Source organism: Pedobacter miscanthi (assembly GCF_003315595.1).
Taxonomy (GTDB): domain Bacteria; phylum Bacteroidota; class Bacteroidia; order Sphingobacteriales; family Sphingobacteriaceae; genus Pedobacter; species Pedobacter miscanthi.
In genome coordinates this window covers 26317-43326 of the sequence record NZ_QNQU01000038.1, presented here as the reverse complement: position 1 = coordinate 43326, position 17010 = coordinate 26317, and the positions used below count along the sequence as shown (strand labels likewise).

Here is a 17010-nt window from a genome sequence, read left to right as displayed (position 1 = left end):
GACTTATAAATAGCTTAAGTTAATAGCATTGGTGAGGACACGAACCACGGGATAAGCAGATCTCTCCGCTCCGCCGTGCTTCGGTCGAGATGACGTTTTTTTTTAAGAAGACTAAAAAATTAAAGGTTATAGCAGGACTCAAAGACCAGTTCGAATGATCTGCGCAATCAGCGGGACCAAAACTCCAAATGTTTTCCCGCAGATTTAAGAAAATTTACGCAGAGCAATAAGGGTTGATATGTCCAACCTGGCATGCTTTGGGTTTAATTCCTTGTGGATTCTGTAGTTAAAAAATACCCAAGGAGGCATGGAAAACACGGAATATTTCATAGAATGACGTATTTGATTTCACCATTAACGCACTCTCTTATAATTAACGTACTTGCTTTTATAATTATGTACCCGCTTTTGTAAATAATGCACCCGCTTTTATAAAAAACGCACTTACTTTTATAAATGATGTACCCGATTTTATAATTAATGTACTAGCGTTTATAATTAACGTACTTACTTTTATAAATGATGTACCCGATTTTATAATTAACGTACCCGCTGTTGTAAATAATGCAACCGCTTTAATAATTAACATACTTACTTTTATAAATGATGTACCCGCTTTTATAATTAACGTACTTGCTTTTATAAATGATGTACCCGCTTTTATAATTAACGTAACTTCCATTATAGTTAATGTACCCACTTCTATCATTAATACACCTTCCTTTATAATTATCAATATTTCTCTGCGATGACCTCACGCGGTGGTGCGTGATGACACAAACCACGGAGCGAGCGTTATAATGTTCGATACAGTCATACAAATAAATATACAATCAAGAAAATCCTCAGCGTCCTCCGTGATCCTTTCTCAGTGAACTCTGTGGTAAAATGATGGAAGATGAGATATAAGGGCTCTGCGTGCATCAGCATAATCTGCGGGAAAAAGATACGGAAAACACAGAGAATTAACGCGAGTGGTTCGTGAGGACACGAACCATGGAGACAAAATAGTTGATGATTTATTTCAGGGTCTTTATAGCAAGATAGATCCTGAAATAAATTCAGGATGACGATCGCATTTTGACACCACTCTTTAAAATTAAGATTGCGCAGCAACATCCATCGCTACGCAATCATTAACTAACCAAATAAATGTAATGCTGCAAATCAGCTAACCGAACTGATAATAACAGCTTAACTAAATTTCGGACATCCTAAAAACCGAAATTGATAGCATTTACATTTAAATCTTTAATTGAAATCCCAGCTGATGCTGTCTTTAATGGTTTTGCCATCTTTTACCACAGTGGTTTCAATTGTATTTTTCCCCTTTTTCAGGCTAATGTTTTCGAATTTATATAATACATTACCGTCTACCAGTTTAGGTTCGGTGTTTACTTTCTTTCCGTTTAGCAGTAGTTTTGGCGTACCGATATTCGAGTAAACCGTAACTTCGGTAACCTGATGTTTGCGTATGCTGGCCCTCCTTTCGGTTAAATACAGCACAGGTTCTTTGCTCCAGTTGGCTTTGTACCAATAAAAGGCATCTTTCTTTATTTTACGATCAAAGGATACCAAACCTTTCATGTTACGTGCAGGCATACTGCCACGGTTCCACATCGGGGTGGCAAAATCGAACATATTCCATACATAAGAAGCCAGTATGTAAGGATGTTTGGCAATAATAGGCCATTGTATTTCGTGCGTTTTTGTTTCGTAAGTCTCCGGATAATCGGGAAGAGTATAATTGTAAGTGTCCTTTAAATCGGCCTGTTCCTGCTGGTGCAATATATTGCCATCGGCACCATACTCAGATAATACAACCTTGTTAGCCGGATATTTCGTTTCCAGGTCTGTTGCCCATTTCTCTAATGCACCAATTTTTCCTTCATACCAGCCATAATAACGGTTCATGCCCTGTACATCCGCATTGAGGTTGGTTGGGCGGTCCATTTCGCCATAACCACTTACGGTAATGGTATAACGATCGGGATCGAGCTGTTTGGCCAGATCGTTTAAATCGCGGCTCAGTACGGCAGGAAAATCAGCAGGTGTTTTGCCATACACTTCGTTATGTAATCCCCACAAATAAATAGACGGGTGGTTATAATTCTGTTTGATCAGTTCTATCAACTGCTGTTTCGCGTTTTCGCCCTCATCGCCGGTATAGGTATTCACAAAAGGGATTTCTGCCGAAATGATAAAACCCATGCTATCGCATTGCGCATACAGATACTCGGCTTGCTGATAGTGCGCCAAACGGATGGTGGTCGACCCCATCTCTTTAATCATATCAAGATCTTCTTTATGCTGCGAGTTACTTAAGGCACTGCCATACTGCCACCTATCCTGATGCCTTGAAACACCGTACATGTTATAACGCTTTCCATTAAGCATCATGCCTTTTCCGGCAACCAGTTCGAATTTACGGATACCCAATGGCTGCGAAACTTCATCTATTACCTGGTTATCTTTGATGATCTGTGTAACTACTTTGTAGAGATATGGATTATTAAAACCATCCCAAAGTGTTGGATTTTGGACAACAAGCTGCTGAGCATAAGTTTGCCTTCCTTGCGTATTTACATTATAATTTCCGCTTTGATGTGCTACACCTTTGCCTGCTTTATCATAAATGGTAGTTTTGATCGATACATCACTGGCGGCAGCCAATTTGTTTTCAACTTTCACTTCTACGGTAATATCGGCCGATTTTTCGGAAACATTTTTCTGCGAAATATAAATCCCCGGCGAAGCATAATCGGTAGTGGTAATGTTGAGTTTATTTGTCGCGATCAGTTCAACCGGACGATAGATTCCACCATAAATTCCGAACAGAAAATGATTTACAGGAATAATATCCCGTTTGGCGGTATTGTTAGCCTTAACCATAATGGTATTGCTTTTGCCCAGCACCACTGCATAACTAATATCCAGACAGAAAGCGCTGTATGCTCCTTTGTGTTTGCCCACCAGTTTATTGTTTACATAAACCTCGGCGGTTTGCCCTACGCCCTCAAATTTCAGGAACAAGCGTTTATCTTTATAATCGTTACCAAACACAAAATCCTTTTTATAAATGCCTTCGCCTTCGTAAAAGTTCTTGGTGGTTTGCATATCAACCGCATTCCAGGTGTGCGGAAGGGTAACTTTTTCCCATTTTGTGGATGCACTGTCTTTTGTTTTTTTGAAAGACCAATCAGTATTAAAGGGCAAAGTAATCCTGGCCTGTTGTTGTGCCGATATAAAACCAACTGTAAAGGCAAATAATGTTGTTAAAAGTGATTTTCTAAATCCGGAAGTATCTATCTTCATTCTGCTATATAAAAATGAGGTTTGTTTTACCTCTTCTTGTTTTGATTATTTTATAATCCATCGTCCTCGTTTGCAACGAGGATGCAGGAGAATAGCGATTTTATCGCCGCTAAACTATTTCTCACGCTGCATTACAAATGCAGACCTCAATAATCCTCGTTAAAAACGAGGACTATCTTACATTTTCGCATCCATCAACTTCGCTGATTTTGCTTTAGGTGCAACCAGTTTCATTTTAATTACAAATGCCCTGTTTGTTTGGAAATCTTTTGGAAGCGTTACATCGTAATAAGTATTTTTATCAAGATCAAGCCCGATATCAGACTGTTTTAATGATAAATCTTTATTATTTAGTAATAAAGCAGCACTTCCCGGAACCTGTGTGGCATTTTTTGGAACTGCTATACGAACAATACCATTAACAGGTTTATTGAACACAGTTAAATACAAACTATCCTCCTTTTGTGTAAAATACCCCAGTTTTGATGGCGTTAATGCGGCATGGCGGACACCATAAACAGCTTCGGCATTCTGTTTTACCCATTCCCCAATCTCTTTTGCAAGTTTATCTTCTTCGGGATGCATGTTTCCATTGCCATCAGGACCAAAGTTCAATACAAAATTGCCATTCATCGATACAGCATGCATGAGCATATCCAGTAAATCATCGGTAGTTTTGGTATAAATCCCCGACCAATCTTTCATATAACCCCAGCCATTTGGCGGAATAGTCATTACTGCATCCCAATCGTTGCCATTTAACCATTCGAATTCGGCAGGCAGTTTACGCTCCCAACCCTGCTCGTAATCGCCGAGGATATTTCCGTTGGAATCAAAGTGGCGCGATCCATGTTCGTCGTTTCGAAAACGGGAACCTATAATCAATCCCGGATGTTTTTCGCGGAGCTCTCTCTCCAGGTTATAGGTAAACTCGTAAGCACTTTTCCACGAGGCATCCCAGGTACCATCGAACCAGAAACCTTTAATTTTAGGATAATTATTGAGTAATTCTAAAAGCTGGTTGCGGGTATATTGCAGAAATTTATCAAATCTTGCTTTCTCTTCATCAGTTTTGGGGGCTTTGCCCATATAATTTGGATTATTCCACTCCAAAACAGAAAAATAAAGGTATACGTCAATACCTTCGGCAGTATAAGCATCAACAATCTGCTTTACGATATCTTTTTTATAAGGCGATGCGGAAACACTGTAATCAGAATATTTTGTAGGCCAGAGCGCAAAACCATCATGGTGTTTGGTGGTAAAGATCACATACTTCGCGCCCATCTCTTTTGCCTGTCTGGCCCAGCGTTTGGCATCGAAATTTTTCGGATTAAACTGCTTATAGAGGTTATCGTAAGTATTTGCCCAGTCTTTTGGAGCAGTTGGCCCGCCCCAGGAGCGAATCCATTCTGAAGCAGCTGCACCTCCCCTTGCACTTACTCCATTCCACTCGTTACCGGCAATGGAATAAATTCCCCAATGGATAAACTGGCCCAAGCCATAACTGCGAAATGCCTGCATATCGGCATCAGTACGATGAGGCGGTGTTAAGGTGCCGTATTTCACCTCCACCTTTTCCGTAGCTTGTTTTTTGGGACCTGTCCACTGTGCATCTGCATGGCTTGTAACAGCTGTCGTAGCCATTGCCAGCCAAACATATCTTAATATATTTTTCATACTTAAATTTTGTGCGTTAATCTTTATAATTCAATGGTTTCTTTCTCTTTACCGGAATTTCGGGATGCAGCCATGGCTTTGAAGGATCGTAATAATACAATCCAGCTTTATTATACAATGCTAAATGCTGACTCAAACTGGCGTTGAAAGCTCTAAAATCTTTTCTGCTCTGGGGCGTCCACGCTGCTTCAGCAAGTGCAGCAATCCGTGGAAAAAGCAGGTAATCCAAACGCGCATTATTATCCACGGTTTCTGTCCAGATGTTGGCTTGGATACCTAAAATCAATTGTTTTTCATTTGCATTGTTGGCAAAAGATGCCGGATTGAAATTATATACTTGCCCAACGGGGTTATATAATTTATTCCATTTACGGCCGCACTGATGTGTACTATCCTGAACAAAATCGAAGTACAATGGTAACCTCGGGCATAAAACTACCTGATAACCCTTACTCAAAGCGGTACGAAGTTGTTCGGATTTTTCCTGCCGCCACCAGTAAATAATGGTTTTATCCTTAGGCAGGTTTGCATCGGCCATTTCATCCCAAAAAATAGCTTTGGCATTGAGCTGGTACAGTGAATCGGCCATGCGTTTCATAAAATAATGTTCAACCGCAGCATTATCTTTTAGTTTTTCACGTTCGCGGAGTTTTAAAATATCAGGATTGCTATTCCATTTTTCGTTGCCATAACTTACTTCATCGCCACCTAAATGGATTAATTGAGCAGGGAAAAGCACATTGGTTTCTTTTAAAATATCGGTGAGGTAGCGATAAGTTTTTTCTAAACCCGGGTTAAACGTAAATTCGGGGTGCCCTGCAGCACCACCGCCCGAATATTCGGGATAAGCTTTATTGGCCGCTGTGGCGTGCCCGGGCATATCGATTTCGGGTATTACTTTAATATAACGTTCTGCCGCATAAGCCACAATTTCTTTAATATCGGCCTGGGTATAAAATTGCGCAGGCAAATCAGCATTTAAATAATCGCCGATACCTCCGATGAGTGCTAAATTGGGGTACTTTTTAATTTCTAAACGCCAGGCAGGTTCGTCGGTTAAATGCCAGTGAAAGGTATTGAGTTTATAAAAGGCCATCCAGTTTAAGATGGATTTCACTTTTTCCTTACCAAAAAAATGACGCGATTCATCAAGCATCAACCCACGCCAGGCATAAGCTGGTGCATCGTTGATTTCGGCAACCGGGATCTGATTGTTTTTACCGGTAAGTGCCAGCTGAAGCACTGAAATCAATCCATAAAAAATTCCCCGGGGGCTATAAGCAGAAACGGTAATCCGATTGGATTTAATACTGACCTGATAAGCATAAGAATCAGCATTTTTCTTTACTGGTTTTAGCACCAGCATAATAGTTGCAGAGCTGTTATTTGTTTGCTGAATAGTAATTCCTTTCTGACTTAATAACTCGTTCTGAAAGTAACAGGCAGCCGTTTTTAACTGATTATTATTAAAACCGATGGTTACCCTGTTATTCAATGTAAAAAAACCAGTGCCGCCAGCAAAATTTGCAGGCATAGGGATAATAGCTGCCTGATCTTGCGCCAATGCAGCAGAATAAACAAATAGTAGAATTGATAGATATAAAAACCTCATTAATTGGTTGTTATTTTTAATACGTAAACAGGAATCTGATTTCCTTTTTTAAAATCTGCAGGCAAATTCAACTTCAGTTCCAGATCCTTTACCTGCCACTTCACTTTGTTTTTATTGCCTAATAGTTCGATATTTTTTATGCTTAAACCATTTTTATTTAACTGCTTAAGCATTACTGCCGTAGTTTGCCAGCTCCTTAAAAAAGCATAAACGGTTTTATCTTTCGCGGTATAATACACATCAGGAGTTATGTTTTTTGGGGTACCATCAAATACCGCATCTTTAATGGCGTTTTTACTTTCTTCAATAGATTGATTTTCTTTAGCAACAGCAGTATTTTCTTTAACCACTAACCATGGATGGCTATCGTAAATGGCTTCATTATTAATATCCATCCATTTACCAACTGCTTTTAGTCTTTCAGTAGCCCAATCGGGGAAACTTCCATCGCCTTTTGGCCCAACATTTAACAAAAGGTTACCGCCATTAGCAACAACTTCTACCAGGTGCCGTATCAATACTTCAGGCGATTTCCAAAGGCTATCGTGCCTGTTGTATCCCCAGTTCTGCCCGATGGTTAAGCACGATTCCCATGCTTTTTTTGATGAAGGCGTTAATGATTGTTCTGAAATGGAAAAATCGCCATAACCATTTCCAATCCTATTGTTTACCAAACAGTTTGGCTGCAATTTATTAACCAAAGCTTTAAGTTCGGCGCTTTCTTTTTTACCGATGAGTTCGGGCGTATCGAACCAAAGTACACCGATAGGGCCATAATTGCTTAGCAGTTCGGTAATCTGTGGCTTAACTTTTCGCTCAAAATAACGGTTAAAAACCTTTGCATCTTCGTTGGGATAATCCCAGGTGTTGCTTCTCCCTGCTTTTATCGGCCAGTTGGTAGGCACATCGGGATCTTGCCAATCTCTGCCCAAAGAGTAATACAGGCAAAGCATAATTTGATATTTTTTGCAGGCTTTGGCCAGCTCTGCTATAGGATCGCGTTTAAAAGTGCTTCTTTTTACAATATTATAATCGCTGCTGACCGAATTATACATCGCAAAACCATCGTGATGTTTGGCCGTAAAAACAATGTATTTCATCCCCGTTTCCTTTGCCTGTTTTACCCAGGCATCGGCATTAAATTTTATGGGGTTAAACTGATCGGCAATAGTACCATATTCTTGTACCGGAATACGTTCGTAAAGCATAAAATGCTCGCCACCTTTAACTTTATGACCTTTCCAATCGCCAGCAGTTTGTGCATATAGGCCCCAGTGCAGAAAGAGCCCGAATTTATCAGCCCTGAATTTTTCCAAAGCATTATTTTGTACCGTTTGCCCAAACAACATCCGGACAAACAGTACAAACAACAGACTTAAAAAAAGCGGTTTTCTCATTTTATCTTTTTGTTTGAAACATTAAATATAAGTCTGTTTAAAAATATCATAATTAAAGGGCAATCACTTTTATGGATGATGCTTTATCATTAAAGGTAGAAACATAAGTACTTGATGAGGTTAACTCGATGCTGCTTCCTGTAAAGTTATCTCCGTCATACATAATCACTTTCACCCCTAAACCTACATTAACAGATGAGACATCGTTATTGCTAATGCCACGACTGATAAGATCGGCTGTTGTATATTGGCCCACAGGTAATGATACGCCATAACCTCCATAACTGGCATTCTGGTAAAATTTAGCAGAACCGTTTGCGCCCACCTGCGGCACCCCGTTTAAAAAGGAGAAGGAATAAGTTTTGCTTACATTACCACCATTCTTCAATAGTAACTTCACCCTGATATTGTAAGGCTCGTTGTTTTTGTAATAAAGCTCGCTAAAAGGAATTGTTGCTGAAATGGTGTTACCGGTTGCAGGTGCAGATCTCCAGGCTACCGCGTTGTAATCAGCATCGCTACTACCTAAATCAGGATCCATATAAATCAGGATATCGCTCACTTCTTTATTACTGGTAAAGGAACCCGAAACATTGAAAGCCTGTATTGTTGAATTGTATGCAAACAATGCGTTGATAGAAGTTGTAGCTGCCTCGTAAGGGATTTCGGTTGGCAAAGGATTTTGAAAAACCTCATTTCGGTTAAGGATAGCTGCATCAACCTCAGTTAAAAAGGTAGGTTGACCTTTACTAAAAGTTACGTTCCCTGATCCCATTAACGATGTGCCCAAAGTAGGCTGTTCTGAAGCATATTTTGCATGATCGTGAGGTAAATTTAAACCATGACCAAGTTCGTGTAGCATTCCACCTAGTAAGTTTGAGCTTGCATTCGGGATCTTATCAACGGCCATATTGGTATTATCTGTAGCGAAACAATTTTTACCATAGCCATAAAAAGGCTGATCGAAACTGCCATCGGTACGCTGTGGCAATAAGATCAGGGTATGGCTCGAATTTGAAAATTCTGATGCGTGGGTGGCTTTGTAAGCAGCAACCTCATTCAGAATTTTAGTTGCCGAAATACTGGCATCGTAAGGATAGGCCGCCTGTCCGAATTGTGCGGGTATCTCGATAAATTTTACTAAACCAGTTGAATCTACTTTCGGTAAGCCCATGTATTTATCATAGCCGTACCTTAACATTTCGGTATGGAACCAACCCTGAAAATGGGCAAAAAGCGTGGTCAATCGCGTTTTGTAATCGGCAAGAGCCGGATTATCGGTTGGCACAAACATTACAATGTTCAGGTTTTTGGTATTGGTTACAAAACTGGGCGGTGTGGTTCCTGTTAACGCCAAGGTTTTTGGTTTTGCCTGAGTAGTTTCTGGTTCTGAAACCTGTGCTTTTTTACAGCTGCTCATTAAAATGCCGCCCGAAATTGTTAAGAGCAGGGCAAAGCAAAGTTGTTTTTTGTTTTTCATTGTTTAGTGGTTTTATGGTTGATTTGTTTATTGGTTCATTCGTTTACTTGTCATTGGTTTATTGGTTTGATGGCTTATAGTTAATGGCTACATTGTTTATAACAGTAGCTTAAATCTTAACTTCTTTATGGTTTATTTATTCACTATGGTTAATTAGGTCCACTTCTTCCTTACACATTCGTCATTTCGACTGAAGCGTAGCGGAATGGAGAGATAATGTAACACAAGAGACTAAAACGTAACCTTTAACACACGCCCCATACTCCTTCCCCTTATTTCTAAACCTTCGGGTACCGAAATCCGCAGCCCCTTATAATCCTGTTTCCATTCCAGTTTTTCGTTCGTTTCTTCGAGCAATACTTCCTTTACCTTCAACTGATCATCGGAAAGGGAGATGATAATCAGCTCTCCGTATTCAGTTTCGTTTAAAAAAATCTGCAACTCATCCTCTTTTCCTGAATAAAATATAATGGGTTCAAGTGTTCTGATATTGGTGGTTGAGTTCATAGGTTCACTGGTCATTGGGTTAATCGGTTAATTGATGGGGTATTGTTCATTTGTCATTGGTCATTAGTATATTGGTCATGATCATCAGCGNGATGGGGTATTGTTCATTTGTCATTGGTCATTAGTATATTGGTCATGATCATCAGCGTTCGTCATTGCGAGAAGGCTTTTTCAGCCGGCGAAGCAATCTTTCAAACAAAATCTGCCAGCACAAAAGATTGCTTCGTCGTTCCTCCTCGCAATGACGACCTGATGAAGCCCCAACTCCTCACTCACTCACTCACTCACTCACTCACTCACTCACTCACTCACTCACTCACCATCCCGGGTTCTGCAAAAGTGTAGCCGATTTATCTATTTCTGTTTGTGGTATCGGTGCCAGGTAAGCCCGCGGCTGCCAGTTAACCGATAAGGCAAGTTTAGTTCTATCGTAGGTAAATGTTCCGTTTGTTTCCTTTGAAATATAGGTTTGCATGATGTTTTTGCTCTCCGTTACTTCTGCAGTGCGCCAACGGCGGGTATCGTACCAGAAGTGGCCTTCTGAGAAGAACTCAGCTACTGATTCTTTTTGGAGCAATGTTCTGAATGCAGTTTGCGATATTCCAGCAACAATACCATAACGGTTATCCGATCCTGCTGTGATCCCTGCACGTTTCCTGATTTTGACAAGCCATGAAACAGCTTGTTCTGTTTGTCCCAGCTCGTTCAATGCCTCTGCATAACCCATATACATTTCGGCCAAACGGATCACCGGTAAACATCTTTCTATACTGGCGGAAGTACCGGTAGAATCATTCGCCATTTTCCGCGAATAATAACCCGTTTTGGTATAATAAGCCTGTATTCCATCGGCGGCCAGTGCATTTGTGGCTTTGTTAAAATAAATATCAACCGGAACCAGGGTTGTACCTGAACCACTTTTCCATAAAGGTGCCTGGTTGTAGATAATCGAGAAATAAAAACGTGGATCGCGGTTTACATAAGGATTATTGGGGCTGTAGCCCGAAGTTGGATCATCAATTGCCTTACCCTCCTTGGTACCAAAATTTTCTACCGCAGATTCGGTCGGGTTACAAAAAGTGTAAGTGGTAGACTGGCGGCTTCTCGGGAAACGATAAGATTCAAAATTTGTTCCGCCCAAAAAACTCACCGCTCCGGAAGACACCACGAAAGGTGTAATTACTTCACTATTTTTTCTGCCTTTGATAAACATTTTCCAGAAGCCATGTCCCGGACGGGTTACATTATCTTCTACCAATGCATAATCAGGAAGATCGATTACTGCTTTCAGCGCATCAGCTGCTTTTTGCCAAAGTGCTGCATTGTAGGTAGCCGAATAAGTAATGTAAGGTAACAATGTAGCATCGGTACTATGCGATTTCCCATTAAACAGAGGGCTTGCAGCCGTTAATAACATTCTTGCCTTTAAAGCGAGTGCAGCACCTTTGGTGGCATGACCGTATTCGGCGGCTTCCTGTGCCAAAGCATTGGGCAAGCCTTTCGCTGCTTCGTCCAGTTCGGCAACGGCATAATCTACACATTCTTTATAGGTATTCCGTTTGGATATTAAAATGTCATCGGCATTAAGCGGAACATCAGGCATTAACTGCACGCCACCATAAAAACGGATCAATGCTACATAAAAGAAAGCCCTGAGGTAACGCGCTTCTGCAATCAACCTATTCTTGCGAACTGCTGAAATTGGCGTTTTACCAACATTTTGCAAAAACAACGATGCCTGCCTGATTTTTTTGTAATAGGTGGTCCAATAGTTATTGAGCGAATAGTTAGAAGCTGTATAAGTACCCTGAATTACACCCGTTTGCGGCGTACTGTAATAACTTAAGGCCAAACTGGTTTGCTCATCAAAACAGGCCCAGTCATTACTGCCCGTAGTGGCAATGTATCCTGCACGCTGCAAAACAATATCCTGCCCGGTGTAGGCGTACATATCGTTTACAAAACCAATGGTGAGTGCACTGTCGGCAAAAACCTTATCCTCGGTTAAAGTTTCTGTTTTCCTATCCAAAAAACTAGATTTTTTACATGCGGCCAGACTAAAAATTGCCACTGCAATGATATTGATGATATAAAATTTTCTTCTCATGTCTTTATCTTTTTGAATTAAAGCCCAAACTGGATCCCAAAATTGAATATGCTCTGTTGCGGGTATTCGTTCACATCACCAAGGTTTGTGGTGGTGGCCGTACCAGTAACCGATTCGGGATCAATAAATACAGGCAACGCCGTGTAAAGCAGGCCAAGGTTATAACCATTGGCATATACCCTGATGTTGTTCATGTGCAGTTTTTTAGCAAATGAAGTAGGCAAACGGTAACCTATTTCTACGTTTTTCCAGCGGATATAATCGCCACGTTTTGTCCAGTAGGTAGAAAACACACCGTTTTGAGAACCACTGCCAGCCAATACCGGGAAAGTAGCATCCTGACGTGTAACGGGTGTCCAACGGCCCAGGTTATAAGGAATAGACTGGTTTTCGGGACGGCTATAACCGATTACGCCACGGTTGATATTGATGAAATATTTAAACGAACTCTGGAATAAAGTACTGAAATCGAAGTTTTTGTACGAGAAACCAAAGCTTAAACCAGCAATATATTCGGGCTGATTGGTACCAATGTAGCCTAAATCGTACTGATCGATAATGCCATCGCCATTTAAATCAACCAGTTTAACACCGCCGAGGGATAAATTGCTTAAAGGTGTAGCGGTAATCAATTTCGGGCTGTTGTATAAATCAGCCAGTGATTGGTAAAGGCCTGCATCCTGGTAGGCGAACAATGCACCTACCGGTTTTCCGGTTAAACCTAACCAGGGATAACGCACGGCACCTTCATCGCGGAAAATCACTTTATTTTCTGAATGACTGATCTGCGCATTTACGAAATAAGAAAGTTTGTTCGAGAACAGGTTGTCCTTGTAAGTCAGTTCTACCTCATAGCCTTTATTATCAACTATACCCAGGTTTACATAAGGTAACGAAGCCCCGAATGCAGCGGCAACAGATGCCCGCTGGGTCAAAATATCTTCACGGCGTTTCTTATAAAAATCTACATTTAAACCCAAACGGCCCTTAAACATCCTCAGTTCCATTCCGATATTGGCATCGCGCTGGGTTTCCCAGGTAATTTCGGTATTGGCCAAAGTAGGTTCAATTAAGCCGCCATAAGTAGTATTTCCTGTTTCGCCAAAAATATAGCCTTTGCCGCTTCCGCCAACATAGGTTTTCTCGTAAGAGTATACAGAAGATCCGATTCCATCATTACCCACCATTCCATAAGATCCCCTGAATTTTAAATTATCAACAAAAGTGATATTGTTCTTAAAAAATGGCTCCTCGCTGATGTTATAGGCTACACTTACCGCCGGGAAAAACTGGTATTTTTTGCTCGACTGGAATTTATCGGATCCATTGTAGGCGCCTTTAAAATCAAGCAGGTATTTTTGTTTGTAGTTGTAACTGAAAGAGGTAACTATGCCCCTTACATTATACGGATCGTAGGCAATTGCACTCGTTTCTTCTGTTTTAGTGGTCTGGTTGAGCAATACAAAAGCATTTACGTTATGATTTTCAAAACTCCTGCTGTATTTTAAGGAGGCCTGAAGATTGGTTAAACGGTTCGATCCGGTATAACCGCCACTCCTGGTTAACTTGCCCAAACGATACAGGTTGTTTACTACAGGCTGGTAGCTGCTGGTATTGGCATCGTAATAATACGTGGGGATTTCTGATGAGCTCCTTTTTAATGAGCGGTTAAAACTATAATCGCTGGCGTAAGACAATAATACATTTGCGGTTAATCCCTCGGTAATGAAATTCAGTTTCTGATCTACCTGCGTTACAAAACCAAGGTTATTGGTGTAATCGCGGCTATAACCCGACCATCTTAAATTGGCTATTGGGTTTATTTTTGTCGAGCCGCTGGTAGAGCCTCCGTAAGAACCATTGGCATTATAAGCCGGAAAACCAAAGGCAGATAATTGTCCGTTCCATAAATATTGCAGGGTTGGTGCTCCACCATTCCCGGGCGAATCGTTGGGCGAATTGGTTACGCCAAACCTACCGGATAAATCGAAACGGATATGCAGGTTTTTATTGGGATCCAAATCTACGTTAGAGCGGAAATTGTAACGGTCGAACTGATAATCGCCATTATACCCCTCATCCTTTGTAAAATCTTTGTACATCCCACCCTGACTAAAATAACCCAGCGAAACAAAATATTTTGTTTTTTGGGTACCACCACTGATATCGAAGTTGGTACGGTTCTGCATGCTGAATTTTTTGGTCAGCTCATCCCACCAATCCACAAACGGATAATTGTAGGGATCATCCTGCAAGCGGTAATGCTCGAGGTTATTTCCCCCGAAAAACTTAGGATATTGCGTTGCCGGGTCCATGTACTGCTCGGTGGTATACTCGTTCAGCATCCTTAGCGTGGTATAACCATCGTTGGTTTTAAAATTTACGGCCGATCGCGTTAAACCGGTTTCCTGTCTGAAAGTTAACTGCGGCTTACCCGATTCTCCCCTGCGCGTACGCACCACCACCACACCATTGGCCCCACGCACGCCATAAACAGCGGTTGTAGAAGCATCTTTTAAAATGGTTAAACTTTCGATCTCATTCTGATCGAGCATATTGATCTGATCGGCGGTTACCTCAATATCATCTACAATAATCAAAGGTGTTGTGGTTCCCTGATAAGTACTGATCCCGCGGATTTGAAAAGCTGCACCATCTTTACCGGGTTGTCCGCTTCTTTGCTGAGAGAAAAACCCCGGCAACCGACCTGCTAATGAATTCTGGATACTCGCTGTAGGGCTTTGCCTGATTTCTTTACCCGAAATAGAACTTACTGCACCCGTATTGGTAATTTTTTTGGCCTTTTCACCAAAACCCAATACCACTACTTCTTCCAGTCCTTTAGCGTCTTCTTCGAGGGTAACGTTTACACTGGTTCTGCTTCCTGTGCCGATTTCCCTGGTTAAATAACCTACAGATTTAATGATCAGCACGCCACTGGCACCTTTTAACCTTAAAGTGAATTTACCGTCCTGATCGGAAGTAGTGCCATTGGCAGTGGCTTCTTTTTCGTAAATGCTGGCACCGGGTATCGGGCCCCGGTTATCGGAGATTACACCCGAAACCGTTTTTCCTACCTGCCCATATACGGTTTGCACCAAAAGGGCAGATAATAATATGATATATGTTAAAAATCTTTTCATTATGTTGTTGATTAGCTACCAGTTTGGATTTTGAACCATGTTGCTGTTGGATGCCATTTCTTTAAATGGTATCGGATAGAGATACATTTTGGCCGCTTCGAACCTGGTTGGTGCTGCCGTTACAATAGAATAGCTTACCGTAGTGCCGTTTAACGTGCCCTTAATTCCGTGCAATGTTCCGTTTAATACATTTTCGGCAATTTTCCATCGGCGGATATCCCAGAAACGCTGTTCTTCAAAGGCCATTTCAACCCGGCGCTCATGTCGGATCCGGTCGCGCATTTGCTGTTGCGTTAATCCCGCCGGTAAGGCTGGCATATTTACCCTCGCCCTGATGGCATTAATGCTTTTATATACATCAGCATCCGGACCTACCGCCTCATTTTGGGCCTCTGCAAAGTTGAGGAGGATTTCAGCATACCTGAAAATGGGGAAATTGTGGTTTTGTGCGGTATAGGCACTTTCGCTGGTGGTACCCGTCATAAATTTACGCAGGTAGTAACCCGTTCTGGTTTCGTCTGATACGGCATTGCCATATCCTTTCGGCCTGTCTTTGCCTCCGTCGTAAGTTTGAACATTACGGTTGAGCCAGAATAAGCCATCAAATGAGACTGTTCCGGCTAAACGCGGATCGCGGTTGTAATATGGTGCGGCAAGTGTATAACCGGAGCCACTCTCCTGGATGGTTTTACCTGCAAAAGTTTCAAATTCATCAACCAGTTCCTGTGTGGGGTTGGTTAGGCCCAGCCCCTGGCGGGTATAACCTACTGGCTCGTTGTTCTGCTCTACGTCGGTAGTGGTTGCCCTCAGGTAAGGCAAAATGATTTCTGCGTTATACCTTGAAGAAAATACATTTAAAAACTTGTTGACCCCTGCCACGTAATTGGTTAAGGAAGCTGATGGCGCCAGCGCGCTCATATTCGTTGTGGTGTAATGGGCGGTTGCTGTTGAAGTTGATAAACCATAAACAAATTTTCCTGCGGCCACACTATCCATTACTGCTTTGGCGGCCAATGCAGCTGAGCTCCATTTAGAAACATCGTTATTAGGGTTATTTAAAGGACTTGCAGCATACAACAATAATCTCGATTTCAATGCCATGGCGGCACCGCGTGTAAAACGTCCGAAATAAATGGTGGTATAGCCACTGGTTGCATTTGGCCCTAACAGATCAGGCATCACGGCATCAAGCTCGGATATGATGTAGTTTACACAGTCCTGATAGCTGTTGCGTGGCAGGTTTACCTGATCGTTCAGTTCGAAAACCTTATTGCCGATTAAGGGCACACCGCCCCAGCGTTTAAGCAGTTCGAAATAAAACATGGCCCTTAGGGCACGTGCCTCTGCTTTATAGCGTTTTTTAAATCCTGCGGTTTTAATCGGCACCTGATCAATGTTCGCCAGGAAAATATTCACCTTTCTGATTCCCGCATAATTGACATCCCAGGTATTATCAGGCAAAGCCACCTGGTTAAAAGCGCCGTTTGAATAAAACTGCACCTGTGCAGAGGTTGAAGATGGAATGGCATCGTCGGTACCTGCATCAAGCATGTTAGAAGATACGCGGTTAAAACCGTTTGGCAGGCTCGAATAGGTATTATTGAGAAAAGCCTCGGCATAAACACCCAGCGAATCTGTTGGATCGAATACCAGGTCTTTACTGGCATTTTCCAAAGGTCCGTCCTCGATCATTTTTTTGCACCCGCCGGCAAACAGCATGGCAAACAGGGCATATATTAGGGTAATTTTATTAAAATTCTTCATCTTGG

10 protein-coding genes are annotated in these 17010 nt (G+C 41.6%); all 10 read right to left on the bottom strand.

Features of this window, described 5'->3' with window-relative positions:
* Window positions 1-394 precede the first annotated feature (394 nt).
* The 10 genes from DRW42_RS26865 to DRW42_RS26820 all read right to left on the bottom strand — a co-directional run bounded on the left by DRW42_RS26865 (window position 395) and on the right by DRW42_RS26820 (window position 17005).
* Complete coding sequence (locus DRW42_RS26865) at window positions 395-682, bottom strand: hypothetical protein (protein ID WP_113951943.1); 288 nt, start codon at window positions 680-682, stop codon at window positions 395-397.
* 569 nt (window positions 683-1251) lie between these two features.
* Window positions 1252-3315 carry a glycoside hydrolase family 2 protein gene (locus tag DRW42_RS26860; RefSeq protein WP_113951942.1) on the bottom strand — a complete coding sequence of 688 codons (2064 nt, stop codon included), beginning with the start codon at window positions 3313-3315 and terminating at the stop codon, window positions 1252-1254.
* Between the two features lie 177 nt (window positions 3316-3492).
* Window positions 3493-4995: an alpha-L-fucosidase gene (locus tag DRW42_RS26855; RefSeq protein WP_113951941.1), complete on the bottom strand. Its 1503-nt coding sequence runs from the start codon at window positions 4993-4995 to the stop codon at window positions 3493-3495.
* A 16-nt stretch (window positions 4996-5011) separates the two neighbouring features.
* On the bottom strand, window positions 5012-6607 hold the full coding sequence (locus tag DRW42_RS26850) for a beta-N-acetylhexosaminidase (RefSeq protein WP_113951940.1): 1596 nt from the start codon (window positions 6605-6607) through the stop codon (window positions 5012-5014).
* The gene (locus tag DRW42_RS26845; RefSeq protein ID WP_208643659.1) at window positions 6607-8004 is read right to left on the bottom strand and encodes an alpha-L-fucosidase; all 1398 of its coding nucleotides are present in this window, start codon (window positions 8002-8004) and stop codon (window positions 6607-6609) included. The genes DRW42_RS26850 and DRW42_RS26845 overlap by 1 nt, the downstream gene beginning before the upstream one ends.
* Before the next feature lie 52 nt (window positions 8005-8056).
* Window positions 8057-9484, bottom strand: a complete 1428-nt coding sequence (locus DRW42_RS26840; protein WP_113951939.1) for a hypothetical protein — start codon at window positions 9482-9484, stop codon at window positions 8057-8059.
* A gap of 231 nt (window positions 9485-9715) precedes the next feature.
* Window positions 9716-10006 carry a hypothetical protein gene (locus DRW42_RS26835; RefSeq protein ID WP_113951938.1) on the bottom strand — a complete coding sequence of 97 codons (291 nt, stop codon included), beginning with the start codon at window positions 10004-10006 and terminating at the stop codon, window positions 9716-9718.
* 301 nt (window positions 10007-10307) lie between these two features.
* Complete coding sequence (locus DRW42_RS26830) at window positions 10308-12098, bottom strand: RagB/SusD family nutrient uptake outer membrane protein (RefSeq protein ID WP_113951937.1); 1791 nt, start codon at window positions 12096-12098, stop codon at window positions 10308-10310.
* A 17-nt stretch (window positions 12099-12115) separates the two neighbouring features.
* On the bottom strand, window positions 12116-15241 hold the full coding sequence (locus tag DRW42_RS26825; RefSeq protein WP_113951936.1) for a SusC/RagA family TonB-linked outer membrane protein: 3126 nt from the start codon (window positions 15239-15241) through the stop codon (window positions 12116-12118).
* Between the two features lie 15 nt (window positions 15242-15256).
* The gene (locus tag DRW42_RS26820; protein WP_113951935.1) at window positions 15257-17005 is read right to left on the bottom strand and encodes a RagB/SusD family nutrient uptake outer membrane protein; all 1749 of its coding nucleotides are present in this window, start codon (window positions 17003-17005) and stop codon (window positions 15257-15259) included.
* Window positions 17006-17010: the final 5 nt, after the last annotated feature.